Here is a 24,872-nt window from a genome sequence, read left to right on the forward strand (position 1 = left end):
GCCGACTCGGTAGCTCAGCTGGTAGAGCAATACACTTTTAATGTATGGGTCCTGGGTTCGAATCCCAGCCGGGTCACAAGTTTACTGAAAAGTAAATTTTTTTCATATTAATATTTTGTGATTTGGTGTTTCAAAGGCTTCCTTCAGGAGGCCTTTGATTTTTGTATGAAGTCTGATACTGAACTTCCTTTCTTCTTATTATGTATTCAAATTATTATGTATTCAAAAAAAATCCCCAACCATAACAGTCAGGGATATTATATTTTAATTGGGAAAAATCAATCCAAATGCATATTGTCAATTAATCTTACTCCGTCTACAACAACTACGATAAACGCTCTGAAACTTCTGTCTTTATAGAAAAAATCGGTTTCCTGTAATGTATTTTCATCAGCAATAAGGAAGTATTCAAGTTTCATTCCCGGCTGGTCATCGAAAATATCAGCTACTCTTTCCTTTATTTCCGGAATAGTAACAGTTCTGAACCAGTCGTTTACCTTTTTTAAAGTCTCATAAATTACTTTAGATGCTTCTTTTCGGTCTTCATGAAGTCTTTGGTTTCTTGAACTTAATGCCAGTCCGTTTTCTGCTCTGTAAATAGAAACTCCGGTTATTTTAACGGGAAGGTGCTTTTTCTCTACCATTTTTTTTATGATAGCGAGCTGCTGGAAATCTTTTTCACCAAAATAAGCATTGTCAGGCTGTATCTGTCTGAAAAGTTCCTCTACAACAGTTCCTACTCCGTCGAAATGTCCCGGTCTTGATTTTCCTTCCATCTCATTTTCCAATCCATCAAAATCATATTGCTGGCTTTCAGCTTTCTCAGGGTAAATATCGGCTACCTCAGGAATGTAAACAGCATCTACAAGACCTGAATTCTGAAGAATAAGTATATCTCTGTTGATATCTCTTGGGTATTTTTCAAGATCCTCAGGATTGTTGAATTGGGTTGGATTTACAAAAATTGAAGAAATGACAAGATCATTCTCTTTTCTTGCCTCTTCATACAGAGAAAGATGACCATTGTGCAAGGCGCCCATAGTAGGAGCAAAGCCAATTCTTTTTCCCATTTCTTTCTGTCTTTCAATGAAATCCTGAAGGACTTTTCTGTTTTTTAGAACTTCCATAGTTTGTTTTAATACTATTTCAAAAATACTAAAAATATCGCACAATAATATGTACTTTTAATAATTTGGAAAAGGTAATTTTCGTAAAAAAATGTTAATTAAAATAATGTTGGATGTTTTTTTGTAATTTTGCACATTAAAGCATTTTTACAAAAATTAGATAGAAAGTTTATGCCGAATCAAAAAATACTGTACATTACTACAGAGATGTATCCATATCAGGAAGATACAAATATGGCTGCAGTGGTAAACAAAATGGCACTTAAGATGCACCAAGAAGGCAATGATGTAAGAGTTTTTATGCCAAGATTTGGACAAATAAGTGAGAGAAAGTTTCAGCTTCATGAGGTAATCCGTCTTTCAGGGATGAATATTATTATCAATGACCTGGACCAACCTCTAATCATTAAAGTAGCGTCTCTTCCGGGGGAAAGACTTCAGGTTTACTTTATTGACAATGAAGAATACTTCAAAAGAAAACAATATTATTTCGACGATGAAGGAAACCCTTTCGAAGACAATGACGAAAGAGCGATTTTCTTTGCCAGAGGAGTTATTGAAACAATTAAGAAACTAAACTGGGTACCGGATGTTATCCATTTAAATGGATGGATGGCTTCTTTTGTTCCAATTTATCTTAAAACGTATTACGAATCAGATACTTATTTCAAAGACGCAAAAATTGTACTTTCTCTTTACAATGAGAAAGATGCTGACCTGGATAAAAAGATTGACGAAAAACTACAGTTTGATAATATTTCAGGATTAAAAGCGTTAGATAACCCAACTATTAAAAGTTTTGTTATCGAGAGTATGAACTATGTAGATGCCGTTGTGAAAGGGGACGAGTTTCTGGATGAAGACCTGGATAAGGCTTTCAACGAAACTGCAACCCAAAAATCAGAATATCTGGACATAGATTCAATAAATCAACTTTATTAAAAACACATTTTTAATGACTCATAATCTTAAAAGGACTTTCGCCATGCTTCTATTGGCGATTTTTGGAAGTACATTCCTTTATAACTGTGAACCTGATCCGGATTCTCTTGGTGAGCAGTTGTTCAATAATGATGCTGCGCAAGGTAATGAAATTGCATATCCCGTTATCGCATACAATTACAACAACAATGATTCCATCAGAAGTGATGCTGCCAGACTGATCAGTGGGGTGAGCGAATCTGGTGCTGCTTCTTATGTTGGTGTGCTTGGAGCTTTTACTGAAGGTGAATTTGGAATGCAGAGAGCGTCTTATGTTACCCAGCTAAGAATGCCGGTAGATAATTTCGACTTCAACGGTGCGAATCCGAAAGTGGATTCTGTAGTTCTTGTGGTAAGACCACCAGCGAATACAACTACGAATACCTACTTCTTTGAAAGCGATTCATTAAAAACAAATACGTTTGAGAAAAGTGATTTCCCTGTAGACGGAGTTGCTACGGCTGTTTCAATTGAGAGAAAAACGTATCCTGTTCGTAAATACGGTAAAATAGGCGGGGCTTCAAAATCAATGAAAGTTAATGTACATGAAGTTACTACATTTTTAGACTCGAATGACGATACTTTCAAACGTTCCAATAAGAGTATTAGTACTGGTGAACTGTTAGGTTCAGGAGTATTTAACGGTAACATCAGTTCTTTATCTATTACTAAAAAATCGGATAACTCAGTTGTATTTACCGGAAACTTAGGATTCAGAATAAAACTGAGCAATACAAACTTTTTCCAGACTCATATCCTTGATAAAAAAGGAAAACCTGAGCTTCAGGATGCTTCAAACTTTATCAGATATTTTAAAGGGATAAAAATTTCTGTTGATGAAACTGATAGATACCTTTACCAGTTCTCTCCTGACGATTTACAGCTTGTCATGTATTACAAATATGATAAAACAGAGAATGGAACGACTACAAGACCACAAACAACACTTAATTTCAACTTAGGAGGTTCTAATGCTCATATCGGATTGTATGAATACAGCAGATCAGGATCATCTGTAGCCAATGCATTGGCTGCAAGTAATCCTAATGAAGGTGATGAGAGGCTTTTTGTTCAGGGAATGGGAGGTCCTTCTGTTGTCGTGAAAATTAAGGATGAAACCATTGCACAACTTAAAGATGTTTATAATAAAGAAAAAGCAGGTATTGTAAGTGCTAAGGTTAGAATCTATCTGGATCCTTTAAGCTGGAAAAATAAAAATTCAACGGAAGATCGTAAGTTTTCAATTTTGACCAATACATTAAACAGTAATGGTACTATTGATTACTCAAAGTTAGGCTTTACATCAGATCTGACTTCAGGGCTTGGTCTATATTATTATAAAGACAATCCTGGGTACTATGATTTTGTAGTAACAAAAACCATCAAGGATCTTGTTGAAGGTAAAAAAGAAACTGTAAATGGAGTTGAACAGCTGATAACGAATAAACCGTTAGTGATCAGTGCCGGAACATTTGCTGCAACTGCTACAGGAAGCCTTTTAGGAGTTCGTAATACGACAAGAGCGATTGATATGAACAGAATTATCCTGACAGGTATAGATAAAACAAATACGAATCCAAAAAGAATCCAGCTAATGGTGACTTACGGGACGAAAAAATAAACATTAAACAACACTAGACAAAATAAAATATGTGCGGAATAGTAGGATATACAGGTTTTCAAGACGCTTATGAAATCGTAATTAATGGTCTTAGAAGATTGGAATATAGAGGGTATGACAGTGCCGGAATTGTTTTAGAAGGTTCAGATAACAAGCTGGAAGTAGAAAAAACAAAAGGTAAGGTTGAGGATTTGGTGAATATTTCGAAAGAACTAAAAGGAAAGTCTAAAATTGGAATGGGACACACCCGTTGGGCAACCCACGGAGTTCCTAGTGACAGAAATTCCCACCCGCACTTGTCAAATAACGGCAAAATCGCAATCGTACATAACGGTATTATTGAAAATTATGATACCATTAAAACAATGCTTACTGAAAAAGGATTTACTTTCAAATCAGAAACAGATACAGAAGTACTGGTAAACCTTATCCAGTATTTCATGGATCTTAATCCTGAAACTGATTTCCCAACTGCGGTAAGATATGCATTGAATGAAGTATATGGAGCCTATGCAATCACTGTACTTCATGAAGATTATCCTGGAGTATTGGTGGTAGGAAGATTAGGTTCTCCTCTGGCAATAGGAATCGGAGATAAAGAATACTTTATTGCTTCTGATGCCTCTCCTTTCGTAGAATTTACAAAAGAAGCCATTTATCTTGAAGAAGGACATATGGCAACAATCTCTCTTGAAAATGGAGTAGATATCAGAACCATCAATGATAACTCTAAAATTGAGCCGGAGATTCAGGAGCTTAAACTAAGCCTTGAACAGATTGAAAAAGGTGGATATGAGCATTTCATGCTTAAAGAAATCTTTGAACAGCCTAAATCGGTACACGATACAATGAGAGGAAGACTTCTTGTAGACGAAGGTGTTATCAAAATGGCTGGAATCTGGGACCATGTTGAGAGATTCAAAAATGCGAACAGAATTATTATTATTGCCTGTGGTACTTCTTGGCATGCAGGTCTTATCGGAGAATATCTGATAGAAGAGTATGCAAGAATTCCTGTTGAAGTAGAGTATGCATCAGAGTTCAGATACAGAAACCCTATCATTACAGATAAAGATGTGGTGATTGCAATTTCTCAGTCTGGAGAAACAGCCGATACAATGGCTGCTTTAAAATTAGCAAAAGAAAAAGGTGCATTTATATATGGTATATGTAATGTTGTGGATTCTTCAATTGCAAGAATTACCGATGCAGGTTCATATACGCATGCCGGCCCTGAAATTGGGGTTGCTTCTACAAAAGCATTTACGGCGCAGCTTACTATTCTTACTTTAATTGCATTTAAACTAGGAAAACACAACGGAAACTTAGGAAACGCTGAATTTATGAGCTTAATTGCTGAGCTTGATGCTCTTCCTAAGAAAATTGAAGAAGTGTTAAATACCACTCATGAGCTTACTCAGAATATTGCAAAAGATTTTGTGAAAGCTACTAATTTCCTTTATTTAGGAAGAGGATACAATTATCCTGCGGCCTTAGAAGGAGCCTTAAAATTAAAAGAAATTTCTTATATCCATGCAGAAGGATACCCGGCTGCAGAAATGAAGCACGGTCCAATTGCCCTGATCGATGAAAACATGCCAATTGTAATCATAGCACCTAAAAAAGGACACTATGATAAAATTGTAAGTAATGTTCAGGAAATTAAAGCGAGAAAAGGAAAAATTATCGCTGTAGTGAATAAAGGAGACCGTCAGGTGAGTGAAATGGCTGATTATGTTATTGAAATCCCTGAAACTTCAGAATGTTTCTCTCCAATCGTTGCTTCCGTACCTCTGCAACTGCTTGCTTATTACATTGCAGTATATAGAGGAGCCAACGTAGATCAACCGAGAAACCTTGCAAAATCTGTTACCGTGGAATAAAAAGTTGTTGTAAATAAAATAAATTTAGATTTATTCCGTTATTTCAAAAAAAATCTTAAAAGTTTCTTAAAAAAATTATATATTTACGGCTTAATTATAAAAATTAACATGAAAAGGATATTTCTTTTATTATTGTCTGCGTCGGTAGCATCGGTATCTTGTTCAGGTGGTGGCAGCTCTTCTGTAGGGAAGCCAGGAACAAAAGGAGAATTGATACCAAGAGAAAAAACTAAATCATTTGTTGCGGAAAGACCATACGGAATGGTCGCAATTCCTGCAGGTTCATTTGTTGCTGGTTTAGCAGACCAGGATCCAACAAATACTCCTGAAAAAGCATCATTGAAGACAGTTACTGTTTCTTCTTTCTTCATGGATGAAGCAGAAACTACCAACTCGGAGTACAGAGTATTTATCAATTATGTAAGAGACTCTATTGCGAGAACTTTACTAGCTGAAGCTGCCGGAGAAGGTGGTGATGAAGGCGGACGTAAGGGAGCAGCAATAGGTGATTATGCATATCTTGCTAAAAAAGAAGAAAATTTAACACCTTATCAAGAATATATGGAAGGCCAGGGTGGCCGAGAGGACGGAAGCTATGATGCCAGCAAAAGATTAGATTGGAAAATCCCTTTACACTGGAGCACATCAAAATATCCGGATGTAGAATACGCAGAGGTTTTAGAATCTATGTATCTACCTTCTTCTTCAAGAATCGGGAACGAAAGAATTTTAGATGTAAGTAAGCTGAAATATACTTACCGTTGGGGAGATATGGACGCTGCTGTTGCAGATAACGAAAGAGGAGCTAATTACCTGAAAAGCGAAAGTATCGCGATCTATCCTGATACTACAGTTTGGGTAAAAGATTTCCACTTTGCTTACAATGAGCCATTGTTTGAACAGTATTTCTGGCACAAGGCTTATAAAGACTATCCTGTTGTTGGGGTAACCTGGGATCAGGCAAGGGCTTATTGTAACTTTAGATCTAAATTGAAAACTGATTACAACGAAAGTTTAAAAAGAAAAAAACAAAGACCATTAGAGTTCCGTCTTCCAACAGAAACTGAATGGGAATATGCTGCAAGAGGTGGAATGCAAAATGCTACTTACCCTTGGGGTGGTCCATATTTAATGGATGACAGAGGTTGTTACCTGGCTAACTTTAAGCCGAAGAGAGGTAACTATATGGAAGACGAGAAAAAAGGTACTTATACATATACAGCTCCAGTTAAGAAATTTAAGAAAAATGGGTTTGGGTTATTTGATATGGCTGGAAACGTTTCTGAGTGGACATTATCTGCGTACAACAATTCTTCATACGGATTCTCTTCTACATTAAATCCTTCTACTAAAGATAAAAAGGATACGAAGAAGTCTGTAAGAGGCGGATCTTGGAAAGATATAGGATATGCACTAATGACAGGTGCTAGAGATTGGGAAAGAAAAGATTCCGCAAGAAGCTATATCGGATTCAGAACTGTACAGGACATTCCTGAAGCAGCAGTTAAGCCAAGAAGAGTTAACAGATAACTAATCAGATAATTATTTTTCAATAACAATTTTATTTAACATTAAAAAAACTAACTCAATATGTTTAAGACTAAAGATGCTTGGATGAATTTCTTTTATTCATTCGGTGCTGCAATTGTAATTCTTGGAGCTTGGCTTAAAATTACTCACATTACCTTGGGACCTATTAACGGTAACATCGCTCTTACCGTAGGACTTATTACTGAGGCGATTATCTTTATCATTTTTGCATTTGACCCTCCGAAATCAGAAGAGTCTTATGCTTGGGAAAATGTTTATCCTGAGTTATTAGATAAACATGCTAATCCAAATCCATTACACTCTAATGTATCTTCTAGAAATAATAATGCAGCAGCTCAATTTGCAGAATTAGAAAACTCTCTTTCAACCAAATTGGATAAAATGCTTGAAGATGCTAGACTAGATGTTCAATTATTTGAAAGACTAAGAACAGGAATTGATAAATTTTCAAACTCTGTTGATCAGATCAATCAAACGGTTGACGTATCTGCTTCTACACATAAATACAACGACCAATTAAATAAGGCTGCTCAGCATATGGAAAGCATGAATGCTCTTTATGTAATGCAACTTGAAAGCGGTAAAAGACAATCTGAATTTGCTAACAAGTATGTGGCAGATATGCAGAAGTCTGCAGAGCAATCTGAAAAATTCAATCAAGAGCTACAAGGTTTAACATCTAATCTTAATAACTTAAATAGAGTTTATGGTGGTATGCTAACTGCTATGAAGTCTTAATTCCTAACCATTTCTAAATTTAACTACTTAATCAAAAAACAAAGAAAAGAGAATGGCACAAGGAAAACAGACCCCTCGTCAGAAGATGATCAACCTAATGTATTTGGTGTTCATCGCGATGATGGCCCTAAATATTGATGCAGAAATCATCAGATCATATTATGATTCTACTAAAGCATTAAATGAAACCAGAACTTTAACAGAAAGAAAGAACGAGAAGATCTTTGAAAGAACGTTGGAAGCTAAGGCTCAACAAGTTCCGGATACCTACGCACAGCCTTGGGGGCAGTACAAAGTATTGAAATCCAAAATTGATCTGTTGGTAAAATCTGCTCAGGACATCAAAGATTTGTTAAAAAAACAATCTGAGTTTCATGATAAAGATCCTCAAACAGGAAAGGATATTGATGTAAGCGAAAATTTTGCTGCATTGAACAACAATGAAGCAACTACTGAATATTTCTTTAAAGAAGGTGATGAAAATACTCCTTCGAAGAATGCATTAGATCTGAAAGCTAAAATTGATGATGTAAGAAATTACATTAACGCTACTTTTGGAAATAATGAGCAGTTAAAAGATCTCGTTGCTAGAGCAAATAAGTCTCTTATTGCGGAGTACCCTAAAGGAACATCTCCAAATGAAAAGACTTGGTTCCAAAATAAATTTTATCACCAGCCATTAATCGCTGCAATATCTAATCTGGAAATTATCCAAAATGATGCCAGAAACGTTCAGTCTGATGCATTGGCACTATTACTTCAGGAAAAAGTAGATGCGAGTATCAAATTCTCAAGCTACGAACCTATTGTTTCAGGTCCGGTAGATATCCAGGCAGGAAAACAAGCAGAGGTAAAAGTAATGTTGGGTACTTATTCTAACAGTAATAAGATCAGCATCTCTGGTGTAGGTAAAGTTGAAAATGGTAAAGGAACAATCGCAATTTCAGGTTCTGGAATTGGAGAGCATAAATTAGGAGGTACCATTACATTAACAGATGCTTCAGGTAAGCCACAATCTTTCCCTTGGACACATACTTATAATGTAATTGCAGGACCAAGAGAAGTAAAACTTGAAAAAGGATTATTACTTTCTGCAGACAAGATGAATGTAATGTATAGAGGACTTGAGAACCCTGTTTCAGGATCAATCTTAGGTGCTGACAATTCTAAACTTTCATTATCTGCTCCAGGTGCATCTGTAAGAAATACAGGCCCAGGAAAATGGATTGTAAAACCAACTTCAGGTAATACAGTTAAGTTGACATTATCAGGTATAGATCCTTATGGAAAATCTGTATCTCAGGTATTTGAATATAGAATTAAGAATGTTCCACCACCACAAGGTCAGATCAGAGGACAGAGTATAGTATCTATGCCTGCAACTTCTATCCAGAACCAAACGGTACAGGCAGCAATTCCTGACTTTGACTTCCCGGTTTCATTTACTGTAACTCAGTTTATGGTGAGAGTACCAGGTAGAGCAGCGTTACTAGTTCACGGAAATTCATTAGATGATGCTGCTGGATTAGTGAAAAATCTTAGATCCGGAGACGTAGTTTCTGTCTTTGATATTAAAGTTACTGCTCAAGGTTTAGATGGTCAGGTTATTAAAAACATTACTCCTATAATCATTAACATTCCATAGGACTAAAATTGTAATTTATTATGAAAAAATATATTAGCACCCTTTTAGTATTAGTTTCGGGATTTGCTTTTTCCCAGACTATTCTGAACGCATCTTCTCCGGAAGAGTTCAGACAGATGAGAGCAGAAAACAAACAAAAAGTTGGTGATACTATTGTAGATAAAACAGTAAAGCCTCTTGAATATGGTTTTGTAGAAGATAAAGATATCCTGAAGAGTATGTTTGTATGGGAGATCATTGATATGAATGATAAGATCAACCAGCCTTTCTACTATGACAATCCGGATGGTCTTCTTGCTACTCCTACAAGATCTTTATACCAGTTATTATTGGACGCTGCCTTAAGCGGAAAGATTGAGCAGGTATATGATGATGAAAACTTTACAGTAAAACTTTCTCCGGAAGGAATTCAGAAAAGATTAGAAAAAGTAATCATCAATGATGCTGCTATTGATATCTTAAACTCAGGTAGACAATTAACAGAGGCTGAAAAGAAACAATATACTGACGTTTTTAAGACAACTACTGACAAGGTAAAAGTTCTTAAAATCATGGGTATGTGGTTTATTGATAAAAGAGACGGACAGATGAAATACAGACCTCTTGGTATTGCTGCAATGGGACCAGATCCTGCAGTACAGGGAGTTATCGGTCCAGATGGTAAGCCTATCGCAAGTAATGATGAGCTTATTGACCTGTTCTGGATCTATTATCCAAGTGCAAGAGATATTTTAGCAAATAATTTTGTCTTCAACAGAAAGAATTCTTCTGCTGATCTATCTTTCGATGATGTTATCAATGCAAGAAGATTCTCTTCTATCATTTATAAATCTTCAAACGGTTTAGGAGACGGTACTATCAAGGACTATATCCCTAAAAATGCTGATGAACAGTTGGAAGAAAGCGATAGAATCAAGGCACAGATTCTTGACATGGAAAATGATATGTGGAATTACTAAATTTCACTTGATATTTATAGAAAACCTGAGTATTTTTACTCAGGTTTTTTTATTATGAGAAATGTAGATTATATTATCGTAGGAGATGGATACGCAGGGCTTTTCTTGGCTCATCAGCTAATTAAGAATAACAAGTCCTTCGTGATCTTTTCTGAAGGAAGAAAAAGTGCTTCACAGGTGTCGGCCGGGATTATCAATCCTGTGGTCTTAAAAAAGTTTACCACATTCTGGAAAGCACAGGAACAAATAGATTTTCTTAAAGATAATTTGAAACAAATAGAATCGTATACTGGAGAAAACTATCTGATCAATGCTCCTATTCATAGAATCTTTCATGATGAAAATGAACAGAATTTATGGCTGAAAAAATCGGGAATTGAAGAATTGTCGCATTTTCTTGATAAAAAATTTGATCGTTTAAATGTGGTAAAAAATGATTTTCTTGCCGGAAAGGTGAATCAGTCTGCCAGACTCAATGTTAATGGATTTTTCAGTGGTTTATTCAGTTATTTTGAAAAAAATGATCATTGGGTAAAAGAAAAATTTGATTATACCCAATTGCATCCGTCAGAATCTACTTATAAAGATTTGGGTTTCAAAAATATTATCTTTTGTGAAGGAATGGGAGTGAAGGATAATCCCTACTTCTCAGAAATAGCGGTGAATCCAAATAAGGGACACCATATAAAAGTGAAACTTTCTCAACCACTTTCTGAAAACATAACGATTAAGAAGAAACATTTTTTATTTCCAACCGGAAATGGTCTGTATTTTTATGGAGGAACTTATGACAGGGAACAGCTACATCATCACATTGATGAATCTGCAGTGGAGCAACTGGTGAAAGGTCTTTCAGAATTTTATCCTTATGATTTTGAAGTGGAAGAAGTGCATTTTGGATTCCGCCCAACAGTAAAAGACAGAAGACCCATCATCGGAAGACATGAAACATTCCGTAATCTGTATGTTTTTAATGGACTTGGAGCCCGTGGAATCCTTAATGGTTGCTATTTTTCCAGGGATTTGTTCCGTTTTATTGAAGAAGATATTCCATTGCACGAAGAAGTATCCCTGAACAGGTTTCAATAATGTATCTTAGTATAGAATTCAAAGCTGCAAAATTTATGAATGAAAATATATTAGGCATCGTTGCCGGAGTTCTTACTTCTGTTTCCATGATTCCACAGCTTGTAAAAGTAATCCGGGAAAAGAATGTAGAAGATATTTCTCTACTTATGCTTTTAGTCCTCATTTCAGGGCTATCATTGTGGGTATGGTATGGTTTTGAAAAGGACGAGCTGCCTATTATCTTATCAAATGCTTTTGCTGTTCTTGTGAATATAAGCCTTCTGGTATGCTATATAATCTACAATAAAAAGAAGTAGATAATACACATAAAAAAGACGCCATACGAATAAGGCGTCTTTTTATTTTTATGTAAGTGATATCAATTACTGAAGAACAAATTTAGCCAAAGGAGCCATTCTTGCTTTATTTAAAGTAAGAGTATTTCCATTTACAGAATAATTATCTGCGGCAAGGATTGCTTTGGTAAACTGATTTTCAATATCAAGATCTTCACAAGCCATCATGGTAGACATTCCCTGATTGAACTTAATTCTCATCATTTCAGGTTTGATCTCAAATGTTCCTCCTAAACCATTACATCCGGCATGTCCCTGGTATCTCATTCCATCCATTTCAAGTTTGAAATAAGGATTGTTTTTAGGGTTTTTCAGTTCAATCGGCTTCCCGTTAAGCTCCGTAAGTTTCCAGGTTTTTCCTGTAATATCACTCGTTGGCTTTTGTGCATTCTGTGTTTTACAAGAAACCACTAAAAATGTTACGATAACAAGTGCCGATAAATAATAATATAAGCTTTTCATAATGTTTATTTTTTTAAGATGAATGCTAATCCCCATGCTAATACGATGCCATTTTTGCAGGACCAGACTCTTTTTTTGCCTGTTTAAGGTGGAACAGAACCATATCTACATTCTTTTTCAGGAAAGTGATATTGCCTTTAATATCAGAGTATTGATACTCTTCATTGGAGGCTGTATATTCAGGTAAAGCATCACTTTTTTTAAGGTCAAAAGTTTTGCCGTTTAAATGGATTGTTGCTGTATTTTTGGTGTTGTTGATGGTTACTTCTATCTTTTCTCCATAGCTGTCCATATACACCTCTTTTGAGATATCATCTGTATTTTCGGGAACAACAGCCGTGATGGTTTCAGTTTCTTTTCCGGGATGTTTACACGCTGTTAGGGAAATAATGGTCAATCCAAAAAGGACTGGTAATAATAATTTTTTCATAGTGATAAGTGATTTTAAAGTGTTTCATGAATTACGATGTTAATGCCTTATAAATTTACGAATATTTTTAATAAATATATGTTAATTTTTCATAAACTAACAGAAAGTTAAGATTTTAGCTAATTTAACTCACTGTTTTTTGAAACATTATTCACGAAACAGAAAGTAATAATTATTGTAGAAAATTGATGGGAGTCGTTGTTAATTCAGGGTTTTTAACGAACGTATTTTCAGAAGTATAATCTGTGTTTTTTTCATTTCTCATTTGTTGTTTGAATTTTCGGCAAAAATAATTCAAAAAGAAGAGAGTAACAATAAGTTAATGTTAATAATTCTAATTCATGATAAAGTTTAGGTTGGACTATTTTAACTTTCATTTTTCAAATAAAAATCTTCAAAACAGAACAATATGTACTTCATAATGTTCAAAAAAGCAACAATAGTATCATTAAATTTTCCTTAAATTGAAAAATATGGCTTGATTTTTGAAAATTGAAAACTGCTCAGATTGAATATCAAAATTGCTTGTATTGCGCTTGAATAGGATAAAGGTTCACTATTTTTCAAACTTTTTTATTTAGGTATTTTAAAGGATAGTTAAATTTTGTTAATCTACTATGATAATATCATAATCTGGGTGTACATTTGCCACTTCAAAATGAGAAACTTTATAGTATACTTTTTAACGGGTCTTTTTCTGCTCTTTGTAGTAGAAAGCAGACTTGACGTTAAAACACTACGAAACGACTACAACGGTCATGTTTCTCATCATATGCCGAAAAGAGCCAACCGCCTGAACCAGACTTTTGAAAAACTCTCCGTTCAGCAGATGGCCGATAATGTAGACAATTCCACTTTAGAACTTGCCGAAAATGACTTTCAGCTGTCTGATGTATGGCAGGCTATTGTTGTCTTTGCCGGAGTTTTCAGCCTTGTCTATATTTTTGGATTAAAAAGCTACAAACGCTTTAGACAGGATATTCATGGCTTTGTTCTTGGATTAGCCACCAAAAGGTTTATTCTGATCCGCTCTATTAGAATTTAAAATTTTATCGATCTATTCTTTTTCTGCCTGATTTTCCGGGTGGAAATACTTTACGTTGTGTATATGTTGGTAATCAGCACATCGTACCCCTTTTATTACCGTTTATTTCTATTCAAAACATTAACGATTTATATAAACTCTAGAATTATGATAAAAAGAGTTGCTTCGGGAATTGCGCTGAGTGCCCTTCTGTTGGCTGTTGGCTGCAATAAGAAAAAAGAAGAAAAAGAAGAAGTTACCGTATATCCGGTGACGTCCCCTGTAGTAATGGATACCGTAATCAACAAAGAATACGTAGCCCAGATTCAATCCGTAAAAAACATTGAAGTGAGAGCTCAGGAAAAAGGTTTCCTGGAAAAAATCTTTGTAGACGAAGGTCAATACGTACAGGCAGGACAAACATTGTTCCGAATTATGCCTAAACTGTATCAGGCAGAATTATTAAAAGCAAAAGCAGAGGTAGAACAGGCTTCTATCGAGCTGAAAAACGCAAGTACATTGGCAGGAAATAATATTGTTTCCAAGAACGAAAAAGCAATGGCAAAAGCCAAACTGGATGCTGCCAATGCAGAAATGAAACTGGCTCAGATCCACCTTTCATTTACAGATATTAAAGCACCATTCTCCGGTGTTATTAACAGGATTCCTTTGAAACTGGGAAGCCTTGTTGATGAAGGAGATCTGTTGACTTCATTATCAGACAATACAAGTATTTACACTTATTTCAATGTTTCAGAACCTGAATATTTGAGCTATCAGACCCATGCGGCTGACAGAGGTAGTAACCAGGTCGCTCTGATCACGGCAAATGGAGAAATGTATACTCAGAAAGGAGAAATCCAGACGATTGAAGGAGAATTTGATAATGAAACAGGAAATATTGCCTTCCGTGCAAAATTCCCAAATCCTGATAAACTTTTGAGAAATGGAGAAACGGGTAAAGTACAGATGTCAATGCCTGTTCATAATGCTTTGATTATTCCACAGAAAGCCACTTATGAAATACAGGATCAGAAATATGTATTTGTTATTGATAAAAACGGAGTAGCAAAATCCAGAAATATCAAAGTAGCTTATGAACTTCAGGATCTTTATGTAGTAGGCTCAGGAATCTCAAAAGGAGATCAGATTCTTCTGGAAGGAGTTCAGAAAGTGAAGGATGACCAAAAGGTGAAAACAAAATTCCAGGATCCTAAGAAAGTTCTTCAATCATTGAAATTAAAAGCAGAGTAATGGTCTCTAAAGTGAAGCAGTATGTTTAAAAAATTCATTCGCAGACCAGTTCTGTCTATAGTAATCTCATTGATTATTGTATTTATGGGAATATTGTCATTGGTGAAACTTCCGGTGACCCAGTTCCCATCCATTTCTCCGCCTAAAGTAAATATCACCGCAGAATATCCCGGAGCGAACAACGAATTGTTGATTAAATCCGTAGTAATCCCCTTGGAAAGAGGATTAAACGGTGTTCCCGGAATGAAATATATGACCTCAGATGCAGGGAATGACGGGGAAGCTTCCATCCAGATTGTATTTGATCTGGGGACAGATCCCAATGTAGCTGCAGTTAACGTTCAGAACCGTGTATCTTCAGTGGTGAATAAGTTACCTCCTCTTGTAGTACGTGAAGGGGTGAAGATCACTCGTGAAGAGCCTAACATGTTGATGTATATTAACCTCTACAGTGATGATCCTAAGGCTGACCAGAAATTCCTGTTCAACTATGCAGATATCAATGTGATGTCTGAGTTGAGAAGGGTAAGTGGTGTTGGTTTTGCAGATATCCTGGGAACCCGTGAATATGCCATGCGTATCTGGCTTAAACCGGATAGATTAACCGCTTATAATATTTCAGCTGATGAAGTAATGGAATCTCTGAATGAGCAGAGTTTGGAAGCTTCCCCAGGGAAAACGGGAGAAAGTTCCGGAAAGCGCTCTCAGTCCTTCGAATATGTATTAAAATATCCTGGACGTTTTAATAATGAAAAAGATTACGGAAACATTATTCTAAAGGCAAAACCGAATGGAGAATCTGTAAGGCTGAAAGACGTTGCCGATATAGAATTTGGAAGTTCCATGTATGATATTTATTCCACATTGAACGGAAAACCTTCTGCAGCGATCACCGTAAAACAATCCTATGGTTCCAATGCAAGCGACGTTATCAAAAACGTGAAAGCATTAATGAAGGATCTGGAGAAAAATAACTTCCCGAAAGGAATGCATTACGATATCAGCTATGACGTTTCAAGATTCCTGGATGCATCCATGGAAAAAGTAATCCATACCTTGTTTGAAGCCTTTATTCTGGTAGCAATTGTGGTATTCCTGTTCTTGGGTGACTGGCGTTCTACATTGATTCCTGCACTGGCAGTTCCGGTTTCATTGGTAGGAACATTTGCCGTCATGTCCGCATTTGGAATTACCCTGAATATGATTTCCCTCTTTGCTTTGGTAATGGCAATCGGGGTGGTAGTAGATGACGCGATTGTGGTAATTGAAGCCGTTCACGCCAAGATGGAAGAGAAGCATCTTTCCCCTTTGAAAGCCACAGAAGAAGCAATGCATGAGATCAGTGGAGCAATTATTGCAATTACATTGGTAATGGCATCCGTATTTATTCCGATTGCATTTATGTCTGGCCCGGTTGGGGTATTTTACCGCCAGTTCTCCATTACAATGGCTTCATCCATTATCCTATCGGGAATTGTTGCCCTTACTTTGACACCGGCATTATGTGCCCTGATCTTGAAAAATAATCACGGAAAAGCTAAAAAGAAAACTCCAATTACTATTTTCCTTGATAAATTCAATAACCTGTTTACAAAAGGAGCAGGAAAATATGAGAAGATGCTGAATAAAACAGTGACAAAAAAGACAATAACATTACCATTGTTATTAGCATTTTGTGCCTGTACATTCTTCCTGAGTAACTCTTTGCCTTCAGGATTTATTCCTGCGGAAGATCAGGGAATGATTTATGCCATTATTCAGACACCTCCGGGATCTACTTTGGAAAGAACCAATCAGATTGCCAAAGAGCTTTTAAGAGAATCTGAAGATATTGATGGCGTGCAGTCCGTTTCCTCTCTTGCAGGATATGAGATCTTGACTGAAGGTACGGGATCCAACTCCGGAACTTGTCTGATCAACCTTAAAAGCTGGGAAGAACGTAAGGAATCTGCTGCTGAAATCATTGAAAAACTCGAAGAAAAAGCCAAAAATATTCCCGGAGCCAATATTGAATTCTTCCAACCGCCTTCCGTTCCCGGATATGGAGCTGCAGGAGGTTTTGAACTTCGTTTGCTGGATAAAGCAGGAAGTGGAGATTATCATAAAATGGAGCAGGTAAGTAATGACTTTGTGAAGGAGCTTAAAAAACGTCCGGAACTTGGATCAGCATTTACATTCTATTCTGCGAGTTTCCCGCAGTATATGCTTAAAATAGACAACGATCTTGCAGAGCAAAAAGGAGTGACCATTGAAAAAGCGATGGATAACTTATCTACATTGATCGGATCCAACTATGAAACGAGTTTCATCCGTTTCGATAGACCTTATAAAGTAATTGTTCAGGCCGGTCCTCAATACCGTGCTCTGCCAACAGATCTGTTGAAACTCTATGTTAAAAACGACAAAGATCAGATGGTTCCTTATTCGGATTTCATGAGATTGGAAAAAGTATACGGATTATCAGAGATCACAAGACACAATATGTATAACTCAGCAGAGGTGAGTGGAACTCCTGCACCGGGATATAGTAGTGGACAGGCGATTAAGGCCATTCAGGAAGTAGCAGACAAAACACTTCCAAGAGGTTTTGGTATCGACTGGGCAGGTATTTCAAAAGATGAAGTAAGCCGTGGAAATGAAGCGGTATTTATCTTCCTGGTATGTTTAGGATTTGTTTATCTGATCCTTTCCGCACAGTATGAAAGCTTTATCCTTCCGTTGCCGGTAATTTTATCCCTTCCGGTAGGTATTTTTGGAGCCTTTTTATGTTTAAAACTTTTAGGGCTGGAAAACAATATCTATGCTCAGGTGGCTATGGTTATGCTTATTGGACTTTTAGGTAAAAACGCCGTGTTAATTGTTGAATTTGCCGTACAGAAAAAGGCTGAAGAAGGAATTCCTGTAGCAAAAGCTGCTATTGAAGGAGCTGCTATCCGTTTCCGTCCGATCCTGATGACATCGTTTGCATTCGTTGCCGGATTGATTCCATTGGTCATCGCAACAGGGCCGGGAGCTGTCGGTAACAGAACCATTGGTACTGCCGCCGCAGGAGGGATGTTAATCGGAACCATTTTCGGATTAATGATTATCCCGGGACTGTATTATATCTTCGGAACAATTGCAGATAAATCGAGACTGGCGAGATATGAAGAAGAAAATCCTCTAACAGAACAAACTGAACCTTATGAACATGATGGAAAATTCGAAGACTAAAAATATAATTATAGCCATTGCCTTATCGCTTGTACTCGCAAGCTGTAAGGCGCCGATGGCGACTGTCATAAAAGATGAGGTAAAAGAAAATATTCCTCAGAACTTTAATCAGGAAGAGCAGCAGGATGCTAATAACAATAGCGGAACAACTCCATGGAGACAGTTCTTTACAGATCCCAATCTGGTAACCCTGATTGAAACAGCTTTAAAAAATAATCAGGAACTGCTGATCACGCTTCAGGAGATTGAAATCGCGAAAAGTGGGGTCTTAGCTAAAAAGGGAAGGCTTACTCCAACTGTTTCTGCCGGAATAGGAGCCGGACTGAAAAAAGCCGGACGTTATACCAGTGAAGGAGCAGGGGATGCTACTACAGAAATAGAACCTGGAAAAGAAATGCCGGATCCGCTTGGAAACTTTGAAGCAGGATTAAACGCAAGCTGGGAGATTGATATCTGGAAAAAACTCAGAACGGAAAAAGAATCTGCAGTAGCGCATTATCTTTCTACAGTGGAAGGGAAGAATTTTGTTTTATCTAATCTTATTGAAGAAGTTGCGGACAACTATTATGAATTGTTGGCTCTTGATAATCAATTAGACATTATACAACAATATATAAAGCTTCAACAAAGAGCACTGGAGATTTCCAAAATTCAGAAAGAAGCTGCTGCTGCAACGGAGCTTGCCGTGAAAAAATTTGAAGCAGAATTGGCGAAATCCAAAGCTGCAGAATATACAATCCGCCAGCAGATCACTGAAAAGGAAAATGAAATTAATGCTTTATTAGGAAGATATCCACAGCCAATTGTGAGAACTAAGGAAAACTTTATGTCTACCATTCCACCGACTGTATATACCGGAATCCCATCTCAGTTATTGGCTAACCGACCTGATATCAAGCGTGCAGAATTGGAATTAAAGGCTTCAAAGCTGGATGTAGAAGCTGCAAGAAAAGAATTTTATCCTTCTCTGGAAATTTCTGCAACCTTAGGTCTTGAGGCATTCAAACCTTCCTACCTTGTTAAATTGCCGGAATCCATTGCTTATAATCTGGCAGGTGAATTGGCAGGGCCGCTGATTAATAAAAGTGCGATAAAAGCGAATTTCCAGACCGCAGATGCAAAACAGGTTCAGGCATTATACGAATATGATAAAACCATTTTGAATGCCTATCTGGATGTTGCGAATCTGATGTCAAAAGTTAAAAATATAGATCAGTATTATCAACTGAAGTCACAGGAAACCAAAGCGCTGGATCAGTCTATTGATATTGCCAATCAATTGTTCCGTAATTCAAGAGCGGATTATCTTGAAGTTCTTTTAAACCAGAGAGATGCTCTGGATGCTAAAATGGAGCTTATCGAAGCAAAACAGAAACAGCTCAGCACCGTAGTCGATATCTATAAAAGTTTAGGTGGAGGCTGGAAATAAAACATCATAATTCTATCAATAAACAGTTAATGTTTTTTGGAGGGTCAATTCTTTTAGGATTGGCCCTTTTTATTTTTAATACGACACGTTTTGTCGCTCCATATAAATAATTTTACATCAGAATAAGACTGAATTTACTATAAATAAAATTAAATAATAAATAGTATGATTTGCAGGATACCACATTAAAATGATTTTTGTGTCTTAAAAAGCATTAAATTCGCGAAGTTTTAAAAAGCTAATTACAACTCAAAAAACGACAACACGGGAATGAGAAAACTTTATCTCAGTGCATTTACTTTATGCACAATCTTGGGCGTATCTGCTCAGGAAGTGGTGTGGCAGAAAGACATCAAATCCTCTACCCAGGATTTCCTAAGCCAGGTCACCACTACCATCGACCAACAATATCTGATCACCGGAAGTTCTATTCAAAGCGATAAACAGCAGGCTTTAGGCAGTAAGCAAAACAACGGTTACGATTTCCATCTGGTAAAACTGAACCAACAGGGACAGGAAGTCTGGGAGAAATATTTTTCGGGATCTAACCATGATTATTTATCAGCAACCGTTACTACGCAGGATGGCGGGTTTTTACTGGCCGGAACATCCTATTCAGGAAAAGGACTCGATAAAAAAGATGATTCCAAAGGAGGATCCGATATCTGGCTGATCCGAATCAATGAATTTGGCGACGAATTATGGCAGAAAACCTTGGGAAGCACTTCCGATGAAGAAGCCAGAGCGGTGATTCAAACCACAGACTTAGGATTCTTTGTCGCCGGGAATGTACAGAGCTCATCAAAAGGCTACGGTTCTAAAGATGTCTGGATCACAAAATTGGATAAAAACGGAAAAGAATTATCCCAATTAATCTTAGGAGGAAAAGGCTTAGATGAAGTCGAGAAGATGATTCCCACGAAAGATGGTGGTGCATTGTTGGGAATTTACTCAAGAAGCACATCTGTTAAAACAAATAATCAGCAATCAACGACTAACATTAACATTCCGTCTGACAGAACTACAACCCATAACCTACTATCTGCAACCTCAAAGCAAAGCGATAATTTCGGCGAAGGCGATTACTGGATTGTCAAGCTAGACAAAAACGGAAAAGTAGAATGGGAAAAGAACTTTGGAGGCAAAGGTGATGACCACATCAGAACCCTTGCCTTAACTTCAACGGGCTTTATCATTGGTGGAGAATCCAGATCAGAAAGATCAGGCAATAAAACCGTAGGCCTGGAAGAAGGAACAGACCTCTGGCTGATTTCCCTAAATGAAAGAGGAGATGAACAGTGGCAGAAATCTTACAATTTCAAGAACCGGGATATTCTGATGGGTATGAGTGTGATTCAGAGCCAGGATACAAGAACCAAGAATCAAGACTTTACAAAAGGAATATTGTTGGGAGGCTATACCCAGGCTGAAGGAAGAATACAGACAGATGATGAAACCTTCTGGATGCTCTATCTGGATCAGAATGGAAATGAGCAGTGGAGAAAACACGTGAAAGGAGAATCCAGACAAAGAGAAGAAAGGCTTTCCGACTTAAAACTGAACAGAGATGGTTCTATTATTCTGGCCGGAACCAGTGCAGAAGAACTGGGAAAAGAAAACTGGAAGATTGTAAAACTGGGTGATAAACAGGTTGATCAGCTGATTGAAAAATATGATATCAAAATCTACCCGAATCCTGTTTCTGATTATGCCTATGTAGAAATCGGCTTTGATTTCAAGGAAGCTGATATTCTCTTGTATGATATGAGTGGAAGACAACTTCAGAGTATAAAAACAAAGAACAGAGTAACGAAGATCAATACCCAGGCTTTGATTCAGGGAGCGTATCTGGTGACGATAAAAACTGATACCAACAAAACAGCGAATGCTAAACTCATTAAGAAATAACCATGAAGAAGAATAAAATAGTATTATTGGCTCTTTGCATTGCAAGCCATTATTATTGGGCACAGGATAAAGATTATGTTCAGGGAATTGTTCCACAAACCCCTGAAGTCAATGCTTTATTTAAGAATTTTGAAACTCCGGTTTCATTAAATACAGGGGTGCCTAATATCTCAATTCCCATATATAACATAAAAGAGGGAGATATTGATTTCAACCTTAGTCTTTCCTACAACAGCAGTGGAATCACTGTGGGAGAAAGATCAACATGGGTTGGATTGGGCTGGAATCTACCTATTTCCACTTTAGCCAGAAATGTAAGACAACTTCCTGATGATCTTTCTTATGGTTTCTTTTATGAGCAGCAGTATACTGTTAAAAATGTATATGCTATACGAAATGCTCAAACACCGGATCAACAAACAATATGCGATGAAATTTGCAATAAACATCAGCAAGGCCTTTTAGACCTTGAATCTGATGATTACAGGCTCACGCTTCCTGACGGGAAAAGCATTTCTTTTATGGTAAACCAGGAAAGAAGCACAGAAAACCCGATTGGTCAGATTATTCAATTCCCTGAATCAGATTATAAAATAAAATATAATCAGACTACCGGAAGCTGGGTTGTCACAAACCCGTCAGGGTATCAATATGTATATGAAAAAGGAAGTACAATTTATCTTTCCCATACTTACTCTATTGGAGACGGTTTCATTGGTACTCCACCAACAGGAGGAACAACCAGCTATAATAGCACATGGATACTTTCTAAAATTATAAGCCCAACCAATCGGGTATTAAATTTTGAATATGATTCCATTAATTATGATGACTGTGATCTGGTTAACCAAACCAAAACGGTTGTTTCCACAGGGGGGAATAATTCTAGAAACGAGGTCACTACCAATTATGGAAGAACAAAAGGAACCAATACTTTTATCAAAAGAATTTATGGTGATTTTGGGGAAGTCACCTTTAATAAAAGTGAAAGACTGGATTATTCTGTCTATGGAAGAAAACTTGATAATATTGAAGTTAAAAACAACAACAGGGTGATCAATAAAATAGAGCTTCAGTATGATTATATGACGAGCACTGTTCCTTCTCCTGTATACTCCTGCAACAGATATGAACCTAATGATAATATTGCCAAAAGATTACGTTTAAATAAAGTACTTTTTGATACCAATACAGATAAGCCTTACAGCTATCAGTTACAATATAATAGCCAGTTACTTCCTCACAGGTTTTCTTATGCCCGTGACTGGTGGGGTTATTACAATGGTCAGATGAATAATCAGGGATTAACGCCAAGTATTGATCTTGTATTGGAAGAGCAAAACAAAAGAGATTTAGATCAGGAATCTACCAAAGCAGGTATACTGGAGGAAATTTTATATCCTACGGGTGGAAAAACTAAATTTATTTTTGAAAATAATAGAGGAATTGATAACATCAATTCAGCAGGAAGAGGGAATGAATTTCATGACATCACGCCTTATAAAATACAATATAAACATTTTTCTACCAATGAAAATACCTCACAGCAACTCAACAAAACCTATACATCTCCTATTGAAATTAATACCTCGGATATTACCAGCTATCAAAATTTTAATTTGCAGATAGATGCTCAAACCAGTAAATGTATTTATGAAGATGGTAATTTACCGGAACGTGGGAGCTGTGCTATTTACTATTCTGTACTCAATGGAAACAATGAAGTGATTGTTCCTAGATTACTGTTACGTAATCTTTCTAAAATGGCACAAATCCCTATCAATAAACTTACTCCTGCTAATAATACATTAAAGGTAGAAGTATACTCAGGGACTCAAAGCAGTCTGCCGGGAATGCAGTATTTCAATTATAATCAGGATGAAGCCACGGTCAGTTTGCGCTGGAAAGTAGTGGATACTACATTGGCAAAAAAAACAGATGCAGGGTTTGAAGTTCCGTTCGGAGGATTAAGAATTAAAAAAATTGAAAACTATTCTTCGGCTAATACACTTTCGTTGGTAAAGGAATATGCTTATAAAAGTGATGCCGGAATTGAATCAGGAATTTCCAATTTTGAGATGGACTTTTTACAATACGGTAAAAGCAGAATATTCGTAGCTTCTCAAAGTAGATTTCCGATGCAAAATAATAGCAGCAGTTCGATACAATATGTAAGAGCTGATGAAGTTCAGACTAATTTCCAGACGAATGAACAAATAAAAGTCTCTCATTATTTTCAGAATAATAACAGGCTGGGAGCCTTTTTAGGGGCATGTTTATTTATCAAACCTAAGGGTGAAGCTCATCTTGCGTCTGCCACGGTACCTTGTTATGAACATCCGCTGAATAGCAAAGAGGTCGGAACAATATCTAATGTATTCACAGAGGAGAAATACCAATATAGCTCCAATTTTCCTGGTGTTGAAGAGCAAAAAAAACCTAAAAGAATCTATGGAATCGACTACGACAGGGTATTGAAACCTCAGGATTTTACCTATTTAAAGTATAATCTGGGGTTTTTATTTTCATCATCTTATTTAGGTTTTCAGTTCTTTTATTATGAGTTTAATAATTTTGAAGAACTACCCAAAGAATTTACCAATACCAGAACTGAAATACTGGACGGTACCAATCTGGTAACTAAAACTCAGTACAAAAGCTTAAGCCCCAATCATTATCAGGTAACCAAAGAGAAAACCTCTTTACCCGATGGAATTATCAAGGAAACTAACTACAGCTATGCCCATGAAAAAAACAATCAAAAGCTGATCAATGCTAATATGATAGGAATTCCTTTAGAAACGGAAACCACTCAAACTATTGGAGTTGCCACCCAAACCCTTTCCAAAACGGAAACGAAATATGATCATCCATCGAACTTGCTTCCGAGCTCAGTAGTATCTACTGATCTACAAGGTGCTATTTCTACAGAAGTTACTTACGATCAATATGATTTGAAAGGGAATTTACAACAATATACTGCAAAAAATGGGGTCTCAACAGTACTTGTTTGGGGTTACAATCAAGCTAAGCCTATTGCGAAAATAGACGGAGCGAAATTAACAGATATCCAGCAGTCCTTAGTTGATGCTATTGTGGCGGCTTCCAATACAGATGCCGCGGCGGGAGCCAATAATGATGAAACTGCATTTTTATCTGCATTGAATACCTTCAGAATGAACGCTTCATTATCTGCTTATCAGGTGACCACCTATACGTACGA

General features: G+C 36.7%; 18 protein-coding genes and 1 tRNA gene. 16 read left to right on the forward strand and 3 right to left on the reverse strand.

Translation table 11 applies throughout. The annotated features are described in order from the left end of the window. Positions 1 to 3: 3 nt before the first annotated feature. Positions 4 to 76 (forward strand) — tRNA-Lys (locus tag CQ022_RS22590). A 202-nt stretch (positions 77 to 278) separates the two neighbouring features. On the opposite strand, the gene panC is transcribed toward CQ022_RS22590, so the two are convergent. Next, the gene (gene panC / locus CQ022_RS22595) at positions 279 to 1,127 is read right to left on the reverse strand and encodes a pantoate--beta-alanine ligase (protein ID WP_105684720.1); all 849 of its coding nucleotides are present in this window, start codon (positions 1,125 to 1,127) and stop codon (positions 279 to 281) included. A gap of 171 nt (positions 1,128 to 1,298) precedes the next feature. On the opposite strand from panC, the gene CQ022_RS22600 reads away from it, so the two are divergent. The 9 genes from CQ022_RS22600 to CQ022_RS22640 all read left to right on the forward strand — a co-directional run bounded on the left by CQ022_RS22600 (position 1,299) and on the right by CQ022_RS22640 (position 11,890). Next, the gene (locus CQ022_RS22600) at positions 1,299 to 2,069 is read left to right on the forward strand and encodes a glycogen/starch synthase (RefSeq protein WP_105684721.1); all 771 of its coding nucleotides are present in this window, start codon (positions 1,299 to 1,301) and stop codon (positions 2,067 to 2,069) included. Positions 2,070 to 2,082: 13 nt separating this feature from the next. Beyond that, positions 2,083 to 3,729: a DUF4270 family protein gene (locus tag CQ022_RS22605; RefSeq protein WP_105684722.1), complete on the forward strand. Its 1,647-nt coding sequence runs from the start codon at positions 2,083 to 2,085 to the stop codon at positions 3,727 to 3,729. A gap of 29 nt (positions 3,730 to 3,758) precedes the next feature. After that, a complete protein-coding gene (gene glmS, locus CQ022_RS22610; RefSeq protein ID WP_105684723.1) occupies positions 3,759 to 5,612 on the forward strand; it encodes a glutamine--fructose-6-phosphate transaminase (isomerizing) in 1,854 nt (617 codons plus the stop codon). 108 nt (positions 5,613 to 5,720) lie between these two features. Beyond that, complete coding sequence (gene gldK / locus CQ022_RS22615; protein WP_105684724.1) at positions 5,721 to 7,142, forward strand: gliding motility lipoprotein GldK; 1,422 nt, start codon at positions 5,721 to 5,723, stop codon at positions 7,140 to 7,142. A gap of 60 nt (positions 7,143 to 7,202) precedes the next feature. Next, positions 7,203 to 7,901 (forward strand): gliding motility protein GldL, encoded by a 699-nt coding sequence (gene gldL, locus CQ022_RS22620; protein WP_105684725.1) that lies wholly within the window; start codon positions 7,203 to 7,205, stop codon positions 7,899 to 7,901. A 52-nt stretch (positions 7,902 to 7,953) separates the two neighbouring features. Beyond that, the gene (locus tag CQ022_RS22625) at positions 7,954 to 9,546 is read left to right on the forward strand and encodes a GldM family protein (protein ID WP_105684726.1); all 1,593 of its coding nucleotides are present in this window, start codon (positions 7,954 to 7,956) and stop codon (positions 9,544 to 9,546) included. Between the two features lie 20 nt (positions 9,547 to 9,566). Beyond that, a complete protein-coding gene (gldN, locus tag CQ022_RS22630) occupies positions 9,567 to 10,505 on the forward strand; it encodes a gliding motility protein GldN (RefSeq protein ID WP_105684727.1) in 939 nt (312 codons plus the stop codon). A gap of 54 nt (positions 10,506 to 10,559) precedes the next feature. Then, positions 10,560 to 11,594: an NAD(P)/FAD-dependent oxidoreductase gene (locus tag CQ022_RS22635; RefSeq protein WP_105684728.1), complete on the forward strand. Its 1,035-nt coding sequence runs from the start codon at positions 10,560 to 10,562 to the stop codon at positions 11,592 to 11,594. A gap of 35 nt (positions 11,595 to 11,629) precedes the next feature. Next, the gene (locus tag CQ022_RS22640) at positions 11,630 to 11,890 is read left to right on the forward strand and encodes a SemiSWEET transporter (protein WP_105684734.1); all 261 of its coding nucleotides are present in this window, start codon (positions 11,630 to 11,632) and stop codon (positions 11,888 to 11,890) included. Positions 11,891 to 11,956: 66 nt separating this feature from the next. Here CQ022_RS22640 and CQ022_RS22645 read toward each other — a convergent pair whose 3' ends face one another. Beyond that, positions 11,957 to 12,391: an META domain-containing protein gene (locus tag CQ022_RS22645; protein ID WP_105684735.1), complete on the reverse strand. Its 435-nt coding sequence runs from the start codon at positions 12,389 to 12,391 to the stop codon at positions 11,957 to 11,959. Between the two features lie 37 nt (positions 12,392 to 12,428). Next, positions 12,429 to 12,821 (reverse strand): multicopper oxidase domain-containing protein, encoded by a 393-nt coding sequence (locus tag CQ022_RS22650; protein WP_105684729.1) that lies wholly within the window; start codon positions 12,819 to 12,821, stop codon positions 12,429 to 12,431. Between the two features lie 658 nt (positions 12,822 to 13,479). Here CQ022_RS22650 and CQ022_RS22655 point away from each other — a divergent pair. The 6 genes from CQ022_RS22655 to CQ022_RS22680 all read left to right on the forward strand — a co-directional run. Further along, entirely contained in the window at positions 13,480 to 13,866 is a 387-nt protein-coding gene (locus CQ022_RS22655) for a hypothetical protein (RefSeq protein WP_105684730.1), read from the forward strand. A 150-nt stretch (positions 13,867 to 14,016) separates the two neighbouring features. Next, a complete protein-coding gene (locus tag CQ022_RS22660; protein WP_105684736.1) occupies positions 14,017 to 15,099 on the forward strand; it encodes an efflux RND transporter periplasmic adaptor subunit in 1,083 nt (360 codons plus the stop codon). A 21-nt stretch (positions 15,100 to 15,120) separates the two neighbouring features. Continuing rightward, positions 15,121 to 18,312: an efflux RND transporter permease subunit gene (locus CQ022_RS22665; RefSeq protein WP_105684731.1), complete on the forward strand. Its 3,192-nt coding sequence runs from the start codon at positions 15,121 to 15,123 to the stop codon at positions 18,310 to 18,312. Beyond that, on the forward strand, positions 18,284 to 19,741 hold the full coding sequence (locus CQ022_RS22670; RefSeq protein ID WP_105684732.1) for a TolC family protein: 1,458 nt from the start codon (positions 18,284 to 18,286) through the stop codon (positions 19,739 to 19,741). Before CQ022_RS22665 ends, CQ022_RS22670 begins: the two co-directional genes overlap by 29 nt. Before the next feature lie 270 nt (positions 19,742 to 20,011). Continuing rightward, positions 20,012 to 21,649 carry a T9SS type A sorting domain-containing protein gene (locus tag CQ022_RS22675; protein ID WP_105684733.1) on the forward strand — a complete coding sequence of 546 codons (1,638 nt, stop codon included), beginning with the start codon at positions 20,012 to 20,014 and terminating at the stop codon, positions 21,647 to 21,649. 2 nt (positions 21,650 to 21,651) lie between these two features. Next, the coding region (locus CQ022_RS22680) for a hypothetical protein (protein WP_228421868.1) at positions 21,652 to 24,872 on the forward strand (3,221 nt) is incomplete at its 3' end.

Source organism: Chryseobacterium culicis (assembly GCF_002979755.1).
In the GTDB taxonomy this organism is placed as follows: Bacteria; Bacteroidota; Bacteroidia; order Flavobacteriales; family Weeksellaceae; genus Chryseobacterium; species Chryseobacterium culicis_A.